We start from the raw sequence: 18,222 nt of genomic DNA, 5'->3' as shown, positions 1-18,222 counted from the left end.
GTATGACGCAGGGGGCCCGGGGCGCAGCGTCATGCCGTTCGGCACCTATGGGTGCGGGTTCGTATGACGCTGGGCCGTACCCGGGGCGAGCGTCATGCGGATCGGCACCTATGCGTGCGGGTTCGTATGACGCAGGGGGCGGCGGCGGCAGGGGGGCCGGCAGCCCGAGCTCGCCCAAATTCTCAAAGTTGAGGGGAATCGACTCAACTCCTGGCGCGTTGACCGAGGTGGGACCAGAGTGGTCCCCGCAGATCCGTCCGTGACCCAGGAGACTGAGTTGAGCCAGTTCGGTGCCGAGAAGTTCACCACCCGCAGCCGCGAGGTCATCGAGGCTGCCCAGCTCGCCGCCACCACCGGCGGCAACAGCACCACCGAGCCGATCCACCTGCTCGTCGCCCTGCTCCGGCAGGAGGACGGCGCCACCCGCAGCCTCGTGCAGAAGGCCGGCGTGGACCCGGCCACGCTGCTCGCGCAGGCCGAGGGCGTCCAGCAGCAGCTGCCCCGCGCGACCGGCTCGACCGTCCAGCAGCCCGCCGCGTCCGCTGCCCTGACCCGTGTGCTCGCGTCGTCGCTCGACCTCGCGGGGTCGATGAAGGACGACTACGTCGCCACCGACCACCTGCTCGTCGCCATCGCGACCGTCGAGTCGCCGGCGCAGAGGGTGCTCACCGACGCGGGCCTCACCGCCGCCGGGCTGCGCGAGGCGATCACCGCCGTGCGCGGCAGCCGGCGGGTGACCAGCGAGAGCGCCGAGGCGTCGTACGAGTCGCTGGAGAAGTTCTCCGTCGACCTCACCCAGGCGGCGGAGGACGGCCGGCTCGACCCCGTCATCGGTCGCGACGCCGAGATCCGCCGGGTCATCCAGGTGCTGTCGCGACGCACCAAGAACAACCCCGTCCTCATCGGCGAGCCCGGCGTCGGCAAGACCGCCGTCGTCGAGGGCCTCGCCCAGCGCGTGGTGGCCGGCGACGTGCCCGACTCGCTGAAGGGCCGGCGCGTGCTCGCGCTCGACCTGGCCGCGATGGTGGCGGGCGCGAAGTACCGCGGCGAGTTCGAGGAGCGGCTCAAGGCCGTGCTCGAGGAGATCAAGGACGCCGGCGGTCAGGTCATCACGTTCATCGACGAGCTGCACACGGTCGTCGGCGCGGGCGCCGGCGGCGACTCCGCGATGGACGCCGGCAACATGCTCAAGCCGATGCTCGCCCGCGGCGAGCTGCACATGATCGGCGCGACGACGCTCGACGAGTACCGCGAGCGCATCGAGAAGGACCCCGCCCTGGAGCGCCGCTTCCAGCAGGTCTTCGTCGGCGAGCCCAGCGTCGAGGACACCATCCAGATCCTGCGCGGCATCCAGGAGAAGTACGAGGCCCACCACGGCGTGCGCATCACCGACGCCGCGCTCGTCGCCGCCGCCACGCTGTCCGACCGCTACATCACCGGCCGGCAGCTGCCCGACAAGGCCATCGACCTCATCGACGAGGCCGCGTCGCGGCTGCGGATGGAGCACGAGTCCTCGCCCGAGGAGATCGACGTGCTGCGCCGCCAGGTCGACCGGCTCAAGATGGAGCAGTTCGCGCTCGAGAAGGAGACCGACCCCGCGTCCGTCGAGCGGCTGCAGGTCCTGCAGAAGGACCTCGCCGACCGCGAGGAGGAGCTGCGCGGCCTCGAGGCCCGCTGGGAGCGCGAGAAGGACCAGCTGCAGGGCGAGGGCGAGCTGCGCCGCCAGCTCGACCAGCTGAAGATCGAGGCCGAGAAGAAGCTGCGCGAGGGCGACCTCGCGGGCGCCTCCGAGATCCAGTACGGCAAGATCCCCGAGCTCGAGAAGCAGATCGCCGAGGTCGAGAAGAATGAGCAGGCCGACCTGGAGCCGCTGGTGGGCGAGGAGGTCGGCGCCGAGCAGATCGCCGACGTCGTCGAGGCGTGGACCGGCATCCCGACCGGCAAGATGCTGCAGGGCGAGACCGCCAAGCTGCTCGAGATGGAGAAGGTCATCGGCCAGCGGTTGATCGGGCAGCGCGAGGCGGTCGAGGCCGTCAGCGACGCCGTACGCCGCTCGCGCGCCGGCATCTCCGACCCCAACCGGCCGACCGGGTCCTTCCTGTTCCTCGGACCCACCGGCACCGGCAAGACCGAGCTCGCCAAGTCGCTCGCCGACTTCCTGTTCGACGACGAGCGCGCCATCGTGCGCATCGACATGAGCGAGTACAGCGAGAAGCACTCGGTCTCGCGGCTCGTCGGCGCCCCGCCCGGCTACGTCGGCTACGACGAGGGCGGCCAGCTGACCGAGGCGGTGCGGCGCCGGCCCTACAGCGTGGTGCTGCTCGACGAGGTCGAGAAGGCGCACCCGGAGGTCTTCGACATCCTCCTGCAGGTGCTCGACGACGGCCGGCTCACCGACGGCCAGGGCCGCACGGTGGACTTCCGCAACACGCTGCTCATCCTGACCTCCAACCTCGGCTCGAACTTCCTCGTCGACCCCCTGATGGAGCCGACGGTGAAGAAGGAGTCGGTGATGGGCGTGGTGCGGGCGCACTTCAAGCCCGAGTTCCTCAACCGGCTCGACGAGGTCGTGATGTTCGAGGCGCTGACCAAGGACGACCTCGCCCACATCGTCGACCTCCAGCTCGCGCTGCTGGAGAAGCGCCTCGCCGTCCGGCGGATCACGATCTCGGTGACCGACGCGGCGCGGGCGTGGCTGGCCGAGACGGGCTACGACCCGGCGTACGGCGCCCGGCCGCTGCGGCGGCTGATCCAGTCCGCGATCGGTGACCCGCTCGCCCGGATGCTGATCGCCGGCACGGTGACGGACGGAGGCTCCGTCACGGTCGACGTCGGGGACGAGGGCCTGGTCCTGACCTGATCCCGGGTCGCCGTCCGGGTCTCGGGCGGTGGAACACGCTGGGCGCCGGTCCGCGCCGGCGCCTAGCGTGCAGCCGTGACGGGAAGCAGGCTGGTCGACCGCAGCCCGGTCGGCACCGCCCGGCGATGGGCGATGCTCGCGGCGAGCACGGTGGCGCAGGCAGCCGCAGCCGTGATGACCAACGGCGCGGTCTTCCTCATCCCGGCGCTGCACGACCAGCGCGGCATGGGCATCGCGGAGGCCGGCCTCGTGACGGCGGCTCCGATGGTCGGCGTGATGCTGACGCTCGTCGCCTGGGGCTGGTTCACCGACCGGCGCGGTGAACGGCTGGCACTGCTCGCCGGCCTGGGCCTCGCGACGCTGGCCGGCCTGCTGGCCGTCGCGGCGTCCGACGGCGCGCTCCTCGCCGCTGCGCTCTTCCTCGGCGGGGCTGCCGCTGCCTCGACGAACGCCGCGTCGGGACGCGTCGTGGTCGGCTGGTTCCCGCCGCGGCGGCGCGGGCTGGCGGTGGGCATCCGCCAGATGGCCCAGCCGGTCGGCGTGGGCGTCGCTGCCCTCACCGTGCCCGTCGTCGCCCATGCCGAGGGCGTGCGTGCCGCGCTCTGGGTGCCCACGATCGCCTGCGCCGCCGCGACCGTCGTCGTCGCGCTGGTCGTGCTGGATCCGCCGCGGACCGCTCCGGAGGCAGGAGCCGCCCCGAATCCCTACCAGCGCGACCGCTACCTCGCCCGGATCCACGGTGTCTCGGTCCTGCTCGTGGTGCCCCAGTTCGTCGTCTGGACCTTCGCGCTGGTGTGGCTCATCCAGGAGCGCGGCTGGGAGCCCGCCGCGGCCGGGTCGCTCGTCGCGAGCACCCAGCTGCTCGCGGCGCTCGGCCGCATCGGGGCGGGTCAGCTCTCCGACCACGTGGCGTCGCGGATGCGCCCGCTGCGGTGGGTCGCGATCGCAGCGGGCCTGTCGATGGCGCTGCTCGGCCTCGCGGCCGGCGTCGACGCAGCGGTCGCCGTGCCGCTCCTCGTCGTCGCCACGATCATCACCGTCGCCGACAACGGCCTGGCGTTCACGGCCGTCGCCGAGCGCGCCGGGCCGAGCTGGTCAGGTCGCGCGCTGGGCGTGCAGAACACCGCCCAGTTCCTCGCGGCGGCGCTCGTGCCGCCGATCGGCGGGCTCGCCGTCGCGAGTGCGGGGTACGCCGGCACCTTCGCGCTCGCGGCGCTCTTCCCGCTGGTGGCGGTGGCCCTCGTGCCCGTGGTCCACGAGCGACCGCTGGGCTGAAGCCCCTCGAGCGGTGCAGTCGGGCGCGGGCGCGTGCCGGGGCGGCCGGTGCGCAGTTGGCCGCTGGGGGATGCTGTCCCGGTGAGCACCCTGACCGACGCCGCGCGCCCGTGGTGGAAGCTGCGGGACACGCCGGTGCCGGGCGGCGTGCCCGACCTCGCTAAGGCGCTGCTCTGGACGGAGCTGGCGCTCGTGCTGCTCCTCTCCCTCGGCCGCAGTGCGGTCTACTCGGTCGTCAGCATCGTCTCGGCGCTCACCGCGCCCGGGCCGCTGTCCGCGCAGGCGGCGACCCTCAACAACTCGCTCGCGCCGGACCGGCCGTGGCTCGACCTGACCTACCAGCTGCTGCGCATCGCCTTCGCGCTCGTGCCCGTCGCCCTGGCGGCGTACCTCCTCGTGCGCTCCGGCACCCGTCTGCGCGACGTCTGGGCCCGCGACGGCGGCTGGAGCACGGGGGCCGACTGGGGCCGCGGGGCCCTGCTGGCCGCGGGCGTCGGGTCGCTCGGCGTGGTGTTCTACCTCGCGACCTTCGCGCTCGGCACCAACCTCACCGTCGTCGCCCAGTCGTTGCCGGGGGAGTGGTGGCAGGTGCCGGTGCTGGTGCTCGCGGCCGCGGAGAACGCGGTGCTCGAGGAGCTCGTCGTGCTCGGCTTCGTGCAGGTGCGGCTGCGCCAGATCGGCTTCGGCGACTCCGCGGCGATCGGGCTCGCGGCGCTGCTGCGCGGCAGCTACCACCTCTACCAGGGGCTCGGCGGCTTCGTCGGCAACCTCGCGATGGGGCTGCTCTTCGGCTGGCTCTTCCGGCGCTGGGGACGGGTGCTGCCGTTCGTGGTGGCGCACACGCTGCTCGACGTGGGCGCGTTCGTGGGGTACGCCGCGCTCGCCGGGCGGGTCGACTGGCTGCCGACCCTGTGATGTCCGGACGTCCCACGGACGCGCGATGCCTCGCGCGTCCGTAGGACGTCCGCGTCTCAGCGGCGGACCTTGACCTTCTTCGAGGTGCGTGAGGCCTTCTCGTAGCCGGTGGCCTTGGTCGTGACGCGGACGGAGATCTTCTTGCCGCGGTCCTTGGCGCGGACGCGGTAGGCCGCCTTCCTGGCGCCCTTGATCTTCTTCCCGTTCTTCAGCCACTGGTAGCGCACCTTGACGCTCTTCTTGGCCGGCTTGGGCTTCCAGCCCTTCACCGTCACCGACAGGACCCGCCCGGCGCGGGGCACGCCGCTCAGCCTGGGTCGCGAAGTCCTGAACTGAGCCTTGCCGACGACGACGGGCGGCGTGGTGACCGCGACGGTCTGGTACCAGGGCGCCGAGCCGGACACCTGGAGGGTGAGGACCTTGCCGATGTCGCGGCGCGAGAGCCTGAAGGTGCTGCCCGTGGCGCCCGGGACGGCGACCCCGTCGAGCAGCCACTGGTAGCCCAGCGTGACGGCGGGCGCCCAGGGGGTCGAGGCGGCCGAGGCGGTGCCCTTGAAGCGGGCGCGCCCGGCGATGCTGACCTGCCCCGGGTAGATCTGCGACTGCCGGTAGTTCGCGACGGCACCGACCTGCTCGCTGATGGCGAGGGCGTTGTGTGCGGCGGGGGTGCCGGTGGGCCGGCCGCCGTAGGACACGCCGGGGTTCGAGAAGTAGCCGATGCGGGTGCAGTCGCTGCAGCTGTTCTGGTACGCCATCACCGTCACGAACTTCCCCGCCACGTCGACGTAGCCGCGGGCGTACGGCTTGCCGCCGGTGGGAGGAGCGGAGGCGCTGGCGTCGTGGTCGGCGCTGAGGTTGTGGCCGATCTCGTGCGCGAAGGTGAGGTTGCCGACGGCGCACCTGTCGGCCCACACCACCGTCCACGCGGCGCGCTCGGGGTCGTGCTGGGGGCTGGAGCCGCCGAGCGACCCGAGCCCGCAGGACGTCCCGGAGGGGTAGGTGCCGCCGAGCCAGAGGCTCACGAGGTCGGCGTGCGTCTCCTCGCGCAGTGCCTGCGCCTCGTCGAAGACGCCGTCACGGGGCGTCCCGAGCGCCGTGTAGTTGGCCATCAGGGTCGACGCCTGCGGAGCGGCGACCTGGCGGGTCCCGACGAGGCGCACCGTGGTGCCGACGCCCGAGGCGGCGAGGGCCTGGTTGGTCTGGGTGATGCCCTGGGCGAACATCGCCTCCATGGCGGGGGTGCCGAACTGCGCGGGGAGCGAGGCCGGGTAGACGATGGCCACGTCGATCACCGACGGAGCGTCCGCGGCGACCGGCGCCTCGGAGGCGTCGGTGCTGCGCGCGGCCCGACCGTCCGGCGCGCCGGCGTCCCCGGTGTCCTCTGCGTGCCCGGCATGCCCCGCGTGCCCGGCGTCCTCGGCGGCGTGGAGCGCGTGCTCGTCGCCCGGTCGTACGGCGTCGTCACCGGCCGCCGGGTTCGCCGGGACCTCGACGACCTCGTAGCCGCCGCTGCCGGTGCTGCGCACCTCGAAGGAGCCGTCCTCGGCGGACGTCACGCTGACGTGCGCGACGCCGTCGACCTCGACGGCGCTGAACGTGCCGGCCGTGCCGACGAGCGCGCCCGTCCACGAGGTGACGCCGTCCGCGGTGTCGCGGTCGGCGACGGCCGCGACGACGCTGGCGTCGCCGAACAGGTCGAGCCTGACCTGGTCGCCGGCTCGCACGCCGCGCAGCGCGGCGGTGTCGATGCGGACGGCCCGGGACCGCTCACCCGCGGCGCCCGGTGTGGCGCGCGCGGCCGGCGCGGCGCTGAGCAGCGCGACGGGACGGGCGTCCTCGTCGGCCGATGCGGTGGCCGTGGTGACGGGTGCGGTGGTGGCGGCCAGTGCGATGGCGCACAGGCCGGCCACGCCGACCGACAGCTTCGTGGTGCTGGACATGGGAGTCCCCCTTCTCTCTCGGGCCCTTCGTGCCCCCGGTGGGCGGGCCCAAACCCTCCGGTCCTGCCGGTCCTGCCGGTCCTGCTGGTCGTGCGGCCGGCTAGGACGGGACGGGCAGCGCCTCGTCGGTGCCGAGCCCTTGCAGCCGGTCGCGCCGGTCGCACAGGTCGGAGACGGTGCGCACGAAGCGCACCGTGCTCTCGCCCACCGCCAGGTCGTCGAAGTAGAAGCGGCGCAGCTGATGGCGGGCGAGCAGGTGCTCGTCCTGCTCCAGGCGGTCGGCCAGGAGGTCGGCGAGGTCGGCGACGGTCCGCGCCGTGACCACGTCGGCTCCTCGGCTCACCGGCACGTCGCGCGCGAACAGGGCGGCGTCGTCGTGCCGGTCGGTGAGCACCAGCGGCCGGTCCGTGCACAGGTAGAGCCAGTCGAGCCCCACCGAGGAGACGTCGCACACGAGCAGGTCGCAGTCCGACATCACGGCCAGGATGTCGCCCGACACGACGGCGGTGTGCCCGGCGGCCGGGTCCGCGGCGGCGGCCTGCTCGACGAGCTCGAGGACGGCCAGGTGCGCCTCGGCGACGGCGGGGGTGAGGCTGGTGACGATCTTCGGGTGCGGCTTGTAGACCAGGCGGGCCCCGGGCACCGCGAGCGCGGCCCGGACGATCTCCACGCCGAGCACGTCGAGCGACGTGTAGTCGTTGTAGTCGGCGTCCCCCTCCCAGGTCGGTGCGTAGAGGATCGTGCGCCGGTCCGAGCGCTCGATCAGCGGCCGTCGGGGCAGGTCGAGCTGCGGTCGGCCCACGCGCACCAGCCGGGAGGTGTCGAGCTCCATCAGCGCCTCGGTGTGCCGGCGCACGGCCGCCTCGCCGGCGACCAGCACGCGGTCGTAGGCCTTGGCGTTGTTGCTGGCCATGCTGTGCTTGTCGCTCTCGCCGTGGTTGATGTGCACGTGGAGCATCCGGCTGTCGACGAGGGAGGCGAAGTTGGTGGGGGAGTTGTTGACGTAGAGCACCACCTTCGCGTCGAGCTCGGCGTAGGCCTCCATCAGCTCGGGGTAGGACTCCGCGGTGACCACGGGCAGGCGGGTGCTGCCGTCGAGCAGCCTGGCGACGGCGGGGTCGCGCAGCACGACGGTGACCGGGCGGGTGGCGTCGAGCACGGCCAGCACGTCGAGCCACTGGACGAGCTGGTAGGCCCGGGAGGGGTCCTCGCCGAAGTAGACCAGGACGTGCGCGTCGTTCACGGCGCGAATCCTAGGAGGGCGCGCGGATCAGTCCGGAACCAGGACCCCGGGGTTCATCAGGCCCTCCGGGTCGAGCGCCCGCTTGACCGCCCACATCAGGTCGACCTCGACGTCGGACTTGTACGACGCCGCGGCCGCCGCCTTCGTCCGGCCGAGGCCGTGCTCGGCGCTGATGGAGCCGTCGGCCGCGGCCACCGCGTCGTAGATCGCCGTGGACAGCTGGGCGGCCGCCGCCCGGAGGTCGTCGTCGCGACCCACCGGCGCGTTCAGGTTGTAGTGCAGGTTGCCGTCGCCGACGTGGCCGTAGGTCACCGGCCGCACACCCGGCAGGATCTGCTGCAGCCGCGGGCCCATGGCGTCGGTCCAGGCGGCGAGGTCGGCGATCGGCAGGGTGACGTCGTGCTTCAGGGTGGCCCCCTCGACCTTCTGCACCTCGGAGATGCCCTCGCGCAGCGACCAGAGCGCCGAGCGCTGCGCGCGGCTGCCGGCGATCGCGGCGTCGGTGGCCAGCCCCGTCTCGACCGCCTCCCCGAGGACCGCCTCGAGGGTGTCGTCGAGCCCGTGGTCCGCCTCGGTCGCGGCGAGCTCGACGAGGACGTACCAGTCGCTCGGCTCGTCGAGCGGGTCGACGGCGCCCGGCAGGTGGGCGAGGACGAGGTCGAGGGCCTGCCGGTTGGCGATCTCGAAGGTGGTGAGGTGGGCCCCCGCCCGCTCCTGGGCGACCGCGAGCAGCGCCACCGCGGCCGCGACGTCGGGTACCGCCACCCAGGCGGTGGCGTGCCGCGGGGTGGCCGGGAAGAGCCGGAGGACCGCCCCGGTGATCACGCCGAGCGTGCCCTCCGACCCGACGAACAGCTGGGTGAGGTCGTAGCCGGTGTTGTCCTTGCGCAGGCCTCGCAGCCCGTCCCACACCCGCCCGTCGGGGAGCACGACCTCCAGGCCCAGCACCAGCTCGCGGGTCATCCCGTAGCGCAGCACCGCGGTGCCGCCCGCGTTGGTGGCGAGGTTGCCGCCGATCGTGCAGCTGCCCTCGGAGCCCAGTGACATCGGGAAGAGCCGACCGGCCGCCTCCGCCGCGGCCTGCACGTCCGCCAGCACCACCCCGGCGTCGACGGTGACCGTGCCCGCGACCGGGTCGACGGCACGGACGGTCCGCATCCGGCCGAGGGAAAGCACCACCTGGCTGCCGGAGCCGTCCGGCACGCCGCCGCCGACCAGTCCGGTGTTGCCGCCCTGCGGGACGATCGGCGCGCGTGCCCCGCGACAGGCGCGCACGACCGCCGCCACCTCGTCGGTGGAGCCGGGGCGCACGACCGCGAGCGCGCGCCCCGTGTGGACGCCGGTCCAGTCGACGACGTACGCCGCGACGTCCTCGGGGTCGGTCAGGACGTGGGCGTCGCCGACAGCGGCGCGCAGCTGCTCGAGCAGGTCGGTCACGGTGGTCTCCTCGGTGGGTCTCAGCCCAGCAGCACCGCGACGAGCAGCGCGGTGGGCAGCGAGGCCAGGGTGGTGATCAGGATGGTCTCGCGTGCGACGTCCTCGCCCACGCGGTAGCGGGTGGCGTGCAGGAAGATGTTCTGCGCGGTGGGCAGGGCGGCGGTGATGACCACGCCGAGCAGGACCGGGCCGTCGAGCCCGAGGCCGACGCCGACGAGCCAGGCGACGACCGGCATGACCGCCATCTTGAGGCCTGTGACGAGGAGGACCTCGCCGTTGTGGCCGGCCCTGCCGACGGGCGGGCTCAGCCGGAGCGCAGCGCCGTACGACATCAGCATGAGGGGGATCGCCGCGCCCGCGAGCAGCTCGAGCGGCAACAGCACCGGGGCGGGCAGGCGCCACCCGGTGACCGCGAGCACCAGGCCGAGGAGGGCGGCGACGGTGAGGGGGTTGGTGACGAGGCGGCGGACGGCGGCGCGCACGCCGTCGCCGCGGCCGGTGACCCGGTCGAGGACGACCAGCGCGACGGGCTGCACGAGCAGCATCTGCACCAGCAGCGTCGGCACGACGACCGTGATGTCGCCGACGACGTAGGCCGCGATCGCGATGCCGAGGTTGCCGGCGTTGACGTAGGACGCCGACAGCGCCCCGATGAGCAGCGCGCCGGTGTCGAGGCGCCACCGCAGCCGGGCGATGGCGACGTACGCCCAGAAGCACGCGCCGAGCGAGACGCTCGAGGCGATTAGGTTGGCCGCGGCCGCCTCGAGGTGGACCTCGCTGATCGTCACCACCATCAGGGCCGGCGACGCCACGAAGAACGCGATCTCGCCGAGGGTGCGCTGCGAGCGGCTGTCGAGCACGCCGACGTGGGCCAGGGCGGCGCCGGCGGCGATGACGAGGAGGATCGTGGTGAAGCCGATCAGCAGACCCACGCGGGCTCCCTCTCCCTCTGCGCCGCACGGGGTATCGCGCGATGTCGAGCTCGTCTTGGACGCGACGACCGCCGCACGGCAAGGATGGCGCGGTGACCACCGACACCACGCACCAGGTCCGCGTCGTCCAGCTCGGCGGGCTCATGCCGTTCGTGCGCGAGTGGCTGACGGAGCGGTACGCCGCCCCGCGGCTCGCCGACCTCGCCGACCCGGCAGGCGTCGAGGTCGCGGTCGTGGGCGGCGGCGCGAAGGTGGGCGCGGCCGAGCTGGACGCGCTGCCGGACCTGCGGGCGATCGCCAACTTCGGCGTCGGCTACGACAACGTCGACGTGGCCGAGGCGACCCGCCGCGGCATCGTCGTGTCCAACACCCCCGACGTGCTGACCGACGCCGTCGCCGACCTGGCGGCCGCCCTGGTCGTCGACGTGCTGCGCGGGATCACCGCGGCGGACCGGTTCGTCCGCAGCGGCGCGTGGTCGCGCGGCGAGCGGGTGCCGCTGACCCGGGACGTGCGGGGCTCGGTGGTCGGCGTGCTCGGCCTCGGCCGCATCGGCACCGCCGCCGCCGAGCGGCTGGAGGCCTTCGGGGCCGAGATCCACTACCACTCCCGCAGCCGCAAGGCCGTCGCGTGGGCCTACCACCCGAGCCCCGTCGAGCTCGCCGCCGCGAGCGACGTGCTGGTGGTCCTCACGCCCGGCGGAGCGGGTACCGACAAGCTCGTCGACGCAGCGGTCCTCGACGCGCTGGGCCCCGAGGGCTACCTCGTCAACGTCGCGCGGGGCTCGGTCGTCGACGAGGACGCGCTGGTGGCCGCGCTCGAGGACGGCCGGATCGCCGGGGCCGGGCTCGACGTCTTCGCCGACGAGCCGCACGTGCCCGAGGCGCTGCTGCGGCGCGACGACGTGGTGCTGCTGCCGCACGTCGGCAGTGCGACCACCGAGACCCGGGAGGCGATGGGCCGGCTCGTGCTCGCCAACATCGACGCCTTCCTCGAGCGCGGCGAGCTGGTCACCCCCGTCGGATGAGCTCATCGGTCCCGCAGCCGTGCGTGCTCGGGCGTGAGGTCGGCGATCGTGGGCGTGCCGAGCATGCACATCGCGCGGCGCATCTCCTCGGCGAGCAGGTCGAGCACGTGGGTCACGCCGCGCTCCCCACCGACCATCAGGCCGTAGAGGTAGGCCCGGCCGACCATCACGCCGGTGGCGCCGAGGGCCACCGCCGCCACCACGTCGCCCCCGCTGCGCACGCCCGAGTCCAGCCAGACCTCCGTGCGGCCTGAGACCGCCTCGACGACCTGCGGCAGCAGCTCCAGGGGAACCGGGGCGCGGTCGAGCTGGCGTCCGCCGTGGTTGGACAGCACGATGGCGTCCGCCCCGGCGTCGACCGCGGCGACAGCGTCGCCGACCGACTGGACGCCCTTGACCACGACGGGGCCATCCCACCGCTCGCGCAGCCACGTGACATCCGCGGGGCGGATCTGCTGCTCGCGCAGCTGGTTGGACATGCCCCAGCGGGCGTACTCCGAGCCCGCCGGGAAGGTCGCGAAGCTCAGCGGCTCGGTCGTGAGTATGTCGGCGACCCAGCGAGGGTGCCTGGCCATCCCGGCCATCGTGCGCGCCGTGAGCTGTGGCGGGATCGCGAAGCCGTTCAGCTTGTCCTTGCGCTTCATCCCGGTGACCGTCGTGTCGATGGTGAGCACCAGCGCCTCGAACCCCTGGGCGCGCGCCTCGTCGAGGTGCGCCCCGGTGACCGCGCGGTCCTTCATCAGGTACACCTGGAACCAGTTGCGACCGCCCGGTGCGGCCCGCGCGACGTCGGTGATCGAGGTCGTGGCGTAGGTCGAGAGGGTGTACGGCAGCCCGGCGCGCTCCGCCGCAGCCGCGACGGCCCGCTCCCCGGTGTGGTGGCCCAGGCGCGTGTACCCGGTCGGGGCCAGCGCGATCGGGGCCGCTGCCGGGCGCCCGAGGAGCGTGGTCGCGAGTTCGGGCTCGGCTACCTGGCTGAAGGCGGTCGGGCGGAGCTCGACGCGGTCGAAGGCGTCGCGGTTGCGGCGCATGGCGATCTCCGAGTCCGACCCGCCGGCGACGTAGTCCCAGACCGCGCCGGGCACCCGGCGGCGCGCGAGGCGCTCGACGTCGTCGACCGACAGGCAGCGCGCGAGCCGGCGGCGTACGACGTCGCGCTCGAGCGGTCGCGGACGGAGGAAGGGCTCGAGGTCCCGCCACCGCGGGACCTGGCGGCGGCTGCTGAGCTGCGTCATCGGTGGGCTCCTCGCGGGACGGGGTTGACTGACTCATGTAACAAGTTGCACACTCATCATACAAGTCAGGCTCGACCCGAGGAACCCCCATGACCCAGACCGCCACCCCGCCGGCACCGACCCCGACCGGCACCGGTGACCGCATCCGGAGCATTACGCTCTCCCACGTGGTGCTCCCCCTGCCGACCCCGGTGAGCGACGCCAAGGTGCTCACCGGTCGCCAGAAGCCACTCACCGAGACGGTCATGCTCTTCGTCGAGCTCACCACCGAGCAGGGTTTCGAGGGCATGGGGTTCAGTTACTCGAAGCGGGCGGGCGGCCGCGCGCAGTACGCCCACCTCAAGGAGGTCGTCGACGTCGCCATCGGTCAGGACCCGAGCGACATCGCGAAGATCTACGAGTCGCTGATGTGGGCCGGGGCCTCGGTGGGCCGCTCGGGTGTCGCGACGCAGGCCGTGGCTGCGCTCGACGTGGCGCTCCACGACCTCAAGGCCCGCCGTGCCGGCCTGCCTCTGGCCAAGCTGCTCGGGGCGCACCGCGACTCGTGCCGCGTCTACAACACCTCGGGCGGCTTCCTCCAGGCCTCGGTCGAGGAGATCAAGGACAAGGCCACCGCCTCGCTCGCCTCCGGCATCGGCGGCATCAAGATCAAGGTCGGCCAACCCGACTGGCGCGAGGACCTGCGCCGGGTGGCCGCCCTGCGCGAGCACCTCGGCGACGGTCCGCTCATGGTCGACGCCAACCAGCAGTGGGACCGCGCCCGCGCCCGCCGGATGTGCCGCGAGCTCGAGCGGTTCGACCTCGTCTGGATCGAGGAGCCGCTCGACGCCTGGGACCACACCGGCCACGCCGACCTGTCGCAGGCCTTCGACACCCCGATCGCGACGGGTGAGATGCTGACCTCGGTCGACGAGCACATGGGCCTGGTCGACGCCGGCTACCGCGGCATCGTGCAGCCCGACGCGCCGCGCATCGGCGGCATCACGCCGTTCCTCCGCTTCGCCACGCTCGCCGCGCACCGCCGCCTCGACCTCGCGCCGCACTACGCGATGGAGATCCACCTCCACCTCGCGGCGACGTACCCCACCGAGCCGTGGGTCGAGCACTTCGAGTGGCTCAACCCGCTCTTCGAGGAGCGCATCGACATCCGCGACGGCCGGATCTTCGTGCCGGACCGCCCGGGCCTCGGCTTCACGCTGACCGAGGAGATGCGCTCGCTCACCGTGGAGACCGCTACCTTCGGCGCGTGACCACCACGCTCGCCCAGCGCGTGGTCGCCGGCCTCAAGGACAAGATCCTGGCCGGCGACCTCGCCCCGGGCGCCAAGCTGCCCTCCGAGGCCGAGCTCATCGAGGAGTACGCCGTCTCCCGCACCGTGGTGCGCGAGGCGGTGACCCGGCTCCGGGCCGAGGGGCTGGTGGAGACCCAGCAGGGCCGCGGGTCCTTCGTGCTCGCGGTGCCCGAGGCCTCGTCGTTCAGCGTCGAGGCGTCCGCCATCCGCACGCACGCCGACGTGCTGGCGATGCTCGACTTCCGCATCGGCGTCGAGAGCGAGGCGGCCGCGCTGGCGGCGGTGCACCACACGTCGGCCGACGCCACCTCGATCGAGGAGGCGCTCTCCGGCTTCGTCCGTTCCGGGCACGAGGGCGCGGTCGAGGCGGACTTCGCCTTCCACCTCGCCGTCGCCCGAGCGACCGGCAACCGCTTCTACGTCGACCTGATGGGCTCGCTCGGCCCGATGATGATCATGCTGCCGCGCACCCGCCTGGGCGAGGCGTACTCCATGACCGACGCCACCCACGTCGAGCGCGTCCAGCGTGAGCACGACAACGTCGCCGCAGCCGTGCTCGCGGGCGACGCGGAGACCGCACGGGCGGCGATGCGGCTGCACCTGGGGAACACCCGCCGCCGCGTCACCTGAGCAGGGGCGACTGGGCGCCTGCGTCCCCACATCGCGGCCCGAGTGGGCGCGTGCGTCCCAGCATCGCGGCCCGAGTGGGCGCGTGCGTCCCAGCATTGGGGGCCGAGTGGGCGCTTGTGTCCCAGCGAACTACGGGACACTGGGGCCGCCTCGCCGCAAGGTGGCGGGACACTGGCGCCGACTCGCCCCGGGGTGGCGGGACACTGGCGCCGACTCGACGGGAGATCCCGGGACATTGGCGCCTGCTCGTCACCAGCGGGCGGTGTTCGGGGTGAAGTCCGGCCGGATCGAGCGCATGTAGACGGTGTCCTCCCGGCGGCGCACGCCGCAGGAGAGGTACAGCTCGTGCAGCTCGGCCAGCTTGTCGCGGTCGAGCTCGACGCCGAGACCCGGCGAGGTCGGCACGGCGACCGAACCTCCGGCGAACGCCAGGGCGTCGCCCGCGACGACGTCCTGCGTCTTCCACGGGTAGTGGGTGTCGCAGGCGTAGGTGAGGTTCGGCGTGGCCGCCGCCAGGTGCACCATCGCCGCGAGCGAGACGCCGAGGTGGGAGTTGCTGTGCATCGACAGCCCCAACCCCCAGACCTCGGTGATGCCGCCGAGCAGCGCGGACTTCCGCAGCCCGCCCCACAGGTGGTGGTCGGACAGCACGACCTGGACGGCGTCCTGGGCGATCGCGGGCGGCAGGTGCTCCATCGCGATCACGCACATGTTCGTCGCCAGCGGCACGTCGGTGCGCGCGGCGACGGCGGCCATGCCCTCGATGCCCGGCGTGGGGTCCTCGAGGTACTCCACGACGCCGGTCAGCCGGTCGGCGACCGCCACCGACGTCTCGACGGTCCACGCGCCGTTGGGGTCCAGTCGCAGCGGCAGGTCGGGGAAGGCGTCGCGCAGCGCCTCGACGGCGGCGCACTCCTCCTCGGGCGGGAGGACGCCGCCCTTGAGCTTGAGCGAGCCGAACCCCCAGCCGTCGACCATCCGGTGTGCCTGCGCGACGACCTGGTCGGGCGTCAGCGCCTCGCCCCACGCGTCGTCGGGACGTCCGGGATGACCGGCCCACTTGTAGAACAGGTAGCCGCTGAACGGGACGCGCTCGCGAACGGCGCCGCCGAGCAGGTCGCTCACCGGCACGCCGGTTGCGCGTCCCTGCAGGTCGAGACAGGCGACCTCGAAGGGGGAGCAGACGGTGTCGACGGCGGAGCCGACGTCGAGCATGCCTCCGAACGACGCGCCGCCTCCGCCGGTCTCCCGCCCGAGCACGTCGGTGACGAGGCGGCGCAGGCCGTGCAGGTCGTACGGGTCGTGGCCGGGCAGCGCGGCGGCGACGGCCTGCAGCCGGGCCAGGTGCGTCTCGTCGGCGTACGTCTCGCCCAGGCCGAGCAGGCCCGAGTCGGTGTGCAGCTCGAGGATGGCGCGCAGGGCGTACGGCTGGTGGACGCCGACGACGTTGAGCAGCGGCGGGTCCTCGAAGGCGACCGGGGTGACGACGACCCGGGAGATGCGGCTGCGGCTGACCCCGGGGGTCACTTCGCCGGCTTCACGGCGAGGATCGGCACGTCGAGGTCGAGCAGCAGGCGCTGGGCGTCGCTGCCGGTGACGAGCTTGCCGACCGGCGAGCGCCGGCGCAGCCCGATGACCACGAGCCGCGCGGAGGCGGCCGCCACCACCCGCTCGAAGGTCTCGACGAGGTCGTCGCCGTGGTCGGCGTGGTCGACCCTGGCCGTCACCCCGACCGCGGCGGCGCGGGCGACCAGCTCGTCGGCCGCGGCGGTGTCGATGAGGTCGGCGTCGACGGTGCTGCGCCGGCGCGGGCTGTTGAGGATCACGACCTCCTCGCCGTGGGCGGCGGCCTCGGCGAGCCCGGCCTCCAGGGCCGCCGCGCCGACGGCGCTGGGTACGTAGCCGATCACGATGGTCATCGCAGGGAGTCCTCTCGCTGGGTGTTCGGGTGGGGGGTCGCGGTGCGGCGGCGGCGCACGGCCTGGACGATCGGGAGCACGGCGGCGAGGACGAACAGAGCCAGGATGGTGCCCGAGATCGGTCGGGTGACGAAGCCGGTGGGGTCTCCCTCGAAGATCAGCAGGGCCCGCCGGACGTTGTTCTCCAGCAGCGCGCCGAGAACGAAGGCCAGCACCATGGGGCCGGGCTCGAAGCCGACCTTCTTCATCAGGTAGCCCAGGACGCCGAAGACGATCATCACGAAGATGTCGAACACGGAGTTGTTGATCGTGTAGACGCCGAGGATCGTGATCAGGGCGGTGATCGGCGCCAGGATCGCGGGACGCACCCGCAGGATCCGCACGAAGATCCCCACCAGCGGCAGGCTCAGGACCAGCAGCAGCAGGTTGCCGATGTACATCGAGTTCACCACGCCCCAGAACAGGTCCGGCCGCTCCTCGAGCAGCTGCGGTCCCGGCGTGATGCCCAGGACGAGCAGGGCGGCGAACAGCATGCCCATCGAGGCGTTCGCCGGGATGCCGAGGGTGAGCAGCGGGATGAACGACGACGTCGCCGCCGCGTTGTTGGCGGTCTCCGGCGCCGCCACGCCCTCGATCGCACCGCGCCCGAACCGCTCGGGCGTCTTCGACACGCGCTTCTCGGTGGCGTACGCCGCGAGCGAGGCCATCACGGCGCCGCCGCCGGGCAGCACGCCGAGGAAGAATCCCAGCGCCGAGCCCCGCCCGATGGCGGGGGCGGCCTGCCGGAGCTCCGTGCGCGAGGGCCAGACGTTGGCGACCGCGGCGGGCACGTGCACCTTCCCGTGCCGCTCCTCGAGGTTGTAGAGGATCTCGCCGACGCCGAAGAGGCCCATCGCGACGACCACGAAGTCGAGCCCGTCGGCGAGCTGGAGGCTGTCGAAGGTGAAGCGCTGGGAGTTGTTGAAGCTGTCGCGGCCGACGGTCGCGAGGAGCAGGCCCACCGACGCGGCGATCAGCGCCTTGACGGGGTGGCCGCTGCCGATGGTCGCGATCAGCAGGACGCCGAGCAGCGCCAGCGCGGCGTACTCGGCGGGGCCGAAGTCCAGCGCCCAGCCGGCCACGATCGGGGCGGTGAGGCTGAGCGCGACGATGGAGACCGTGGCGCCGACGAAGGAGCCGATCGCGGCGATGCCGAGCGCGGTGCCGGCCTTGCCCTGCTTGGCGAGGGCGAAGCCGTCGAAGACGGTCACCACCGACGACGCCTCGCCGGGCAGCCGGAGGAGCACGGAGGTGATGGTGCCGCCGTACTGGGCGCCGTAGTAGATCCCGGCGAGCATGATGACCGCCGCCACCGGGTCGACGGTCACGACGATGGGCAGCAGGATCGCCATCGTCGCGGCCGGGCCGAGGCCGGGCAGCACGCCGATGAGCATGCCGATGAGCACGCCGATCAGGCAGTAGAGCAGGTTGCCCGGCTGGGTGACGACGGAGAAGCCGTCGAGGAACGCGTCCATGTGTCC

Annotated in this window: 14 protein-coding genes; 6 read left to right on the top strand and 8 right to left on the bottom strand. The window is 73.2% G+C overall.

Annotation, left to right across the window (positions count from 1 at the left end):
- The first annotated feature begins 277 nt into the window (after positions 1-277).
- From clpB to J3P32_RS06925, 3 genes are all read left to right on the top strand, one after another.
- Positions 278-2,860, top strand: a complete 2,583-nt coding sequence (clpB, locus tag J3P32_RS06935) for an ATP-dependent chaperone ClpB (RefSeq protein WP_210439092.1) — start codon at positions 278-280, stop codon at positions 2,858-2,860.
- Between the two features lie 75 nt (positions 2,861-2,935).
- A complete protein-coding gene (locus J3P32_RS06930) occupies positions 2,936-4,135 on the top strand; it encodes an MFS transporter (RefSeq protein ID WP_307861606.1) in 1,200 nt (399 codons plus the stop codon).
- 81 nt (positions 4,136-4,216) lie between these two features.
- Positions 4,217-5,050, top strand: coding sequence for a CPBP family intramembrane glutamic endopeptidase (locus tag J3P32_RS06925; protein ID WP_307807759.1), 834 nt, complete (start codon positions 4,217-4,219; stop codon positions 5,048-5,050).
- Between the two features lie 56 nt (positions 5,051-5,106).
- Here the strand turns inward: J3P32_RS06925 and J3P32_RS06920 are convergent, their stop codons facing one another.
- The 4 genes from J3P32_RS06920 to J3P32_RS06905 all read right to left on the bottom strand — a co-directional run bounded on the left by J3P32_RS06920 (position 5,107) and on the right by J3P32_RS06905 (position 10,602).
- Positions 5,107-6,990 (bottom strand): reprolysin-like metallopeptidase, encoded by a 1,884-nt coding sequence (locus J3P32_RS06920; RefSeq protein ID WP_210439091.1) that lies wholly within the window; start codon positions 6,988-6,990, stop codon positions 5,107-5,109.
- Between the two features lie 100 nt (positions 6,991-7,090).
- Positions 7,091-8,233 carry a CDP-glycerol glycerophosphotransferase family protein gene (locus tag J3P32_RS06915; protein ID WP_210439090.1) on the bottom strand — a complete coding sequence of 381 codons (1,143 nt, stop codon included), beginning with the start codon at positions 8,231-8,233 and terminating at the stop codon, positions 7,091-7,093.
- A 27-nt stretch (positions 8,234-8,260) separates the two neighbouring features.
- Positions 8,261-9,670 (bottom strand): FAD-binding oxidoreductase, encoded by a 1,410-nt coding sequence (locus tag J3P32_RS06910; protein WP_210439089.1) that lies wholly within the window; start codon positions 9,668-9,670, stop codon positions 8,261-8,263.
- 20 nt (positions 9,671-9,690) lie between these two features.
- Positions 9,691-10,602, bottom strand: a complete 912-nt coding sequence (locus J3P32_RS06905) for an AEC family transporter (RefSeq protein ID WP_210439087.1) — start codon at positions 10,600-10,602, stop codon at positions 9,691-9,693.
- A 92-nt stretch (positions 10,603-10,694) separates the two neighbouring features.
- On the opposite strand from J3P32_RS06905, the gene J3P32_RS06900 reads away from it, so the two are divergent.
- Positions 10,695-11,627: a 2-hydroxyacid dehydrogenase gene (locus tag J3P32_RS06900; protein WP_307807757.1), complete on the top strand. Its 933-nt coding sequence runs from the start codon at positions 10,695-10,697 to the stop codon at positions 11,625-11,627.
- A gap of 2 nt (positions 11,628-11,629) precedes the next feature.
- Here the strand turns inward: J3P32_RS06900 and J3P32_RS06895 are convergent, their stop codons facing one another.
- Entirely contained in the window at positions 11,630-12,862 is a 1,233-nt protein-coding gene (locus J3P32_RS06895) for an alpha-hydroxy acid oxidase (protein ID WP_210439083.1), read from the bottom strand.
- 89 nt (positions 12,863-12,951) lie between these two features.
- Here J3P32_RS06895 and J3P32_RS06890 point away from each other — a divergent pair, with 89 nt between their 5' ends.
- Positions 12,952-14,112: an L-talarate/galactarate dehydratase gene (locus tag J3P32_RS06890; RefSeq protein WP_210439081.1), complete on the top strand. Its 1,161-nt coding sequence runs from the start codon at positions 12,952-12,954 to the stop codon at positions 14,110-14,112.
- Positions 14,109-14,783, top strand: a complete 675-nt coding sequence (locus J3P32_RS18420) for a FadR/GntR family transcriptional regulator (RefSeq protein ID WP_210439080.1) — start codon at positions 14,109-14,111, stop codon at positions 14,781-14,783. The genes J3P32_RS06890 and J3P32_RS18420 overlap by 4 nt, the downstream gene beginning before the upstream one ends.
- 249 nt (positions 14,784-15,032) lie before the next feature.
- Here the strand turns inward: J3P32_RS18420 and J3P32_RS06880 are convergent, their stop codons facing one another.
- From J3P32_RS06880 to J3P32_RS06870, 3 genes are read right to left on the bottom strand one after another with little or no spacing between them, the layout of a single operon-like run.
- Positions 15,033-16,310: a glucarate dehydratase family protein gene (locus J3P32_RS06880; RefSeq protein WP_210439078.1), complete on the bottom strand. Its 1,278-nt coding sequence runs from the start codon at positions 16,308-16,310 to the stop codon at positions 15,033-15,035.
- Positions 16,307-16,702 carry a universal stress protein gene (locus J3P32_RS06875; RefSeq protein WP_210439076.1) on the bottom strand — a complete coding sequence of 132 codons (396 nt, stop codon included), beginning with the start codon at positions 16,700-16,702 and terminating at the stop codon, positions 16,307-16,309. The genes J3P32_RS06880 and J3P32_RS06875 overlap by 4 nt, the downstream gene beginning before the upstream one ends.
- Positions 16,699-18,216 (bottom strand): tripartite tricarboxylate transporter permease, encoded by a 1,518-nt coding sequence (locus J3P32_RS06870; RefSeq protein WP_210439075.1) that lies wholly within the window; start codon positions 18,214-18,216, stop codon positions 16,699-16,701. Before J3P32_RS06870 ends, J3P32_RS06875 begins: the two co-directional genes overlap by 4 nt.
- Between the last annotated feature and the right edge of the window lie 6 nt (positions 18,217-18,222).

Origin of the sequence: Nocardioides xinjiangensis (assembly GCF_017916385.1) — a bacterium.
GTDB lineage: Bacteria > Actinomycetota > Actinomycetes > Propionibacteriales > Nocardioidaceae > Nocardioides > Nocardioides xinjiangensis.
Note: the sequence above shows the minus strand (reverse complement) of the source record. Positions and strands in the feature narration are given on the sequence as shown.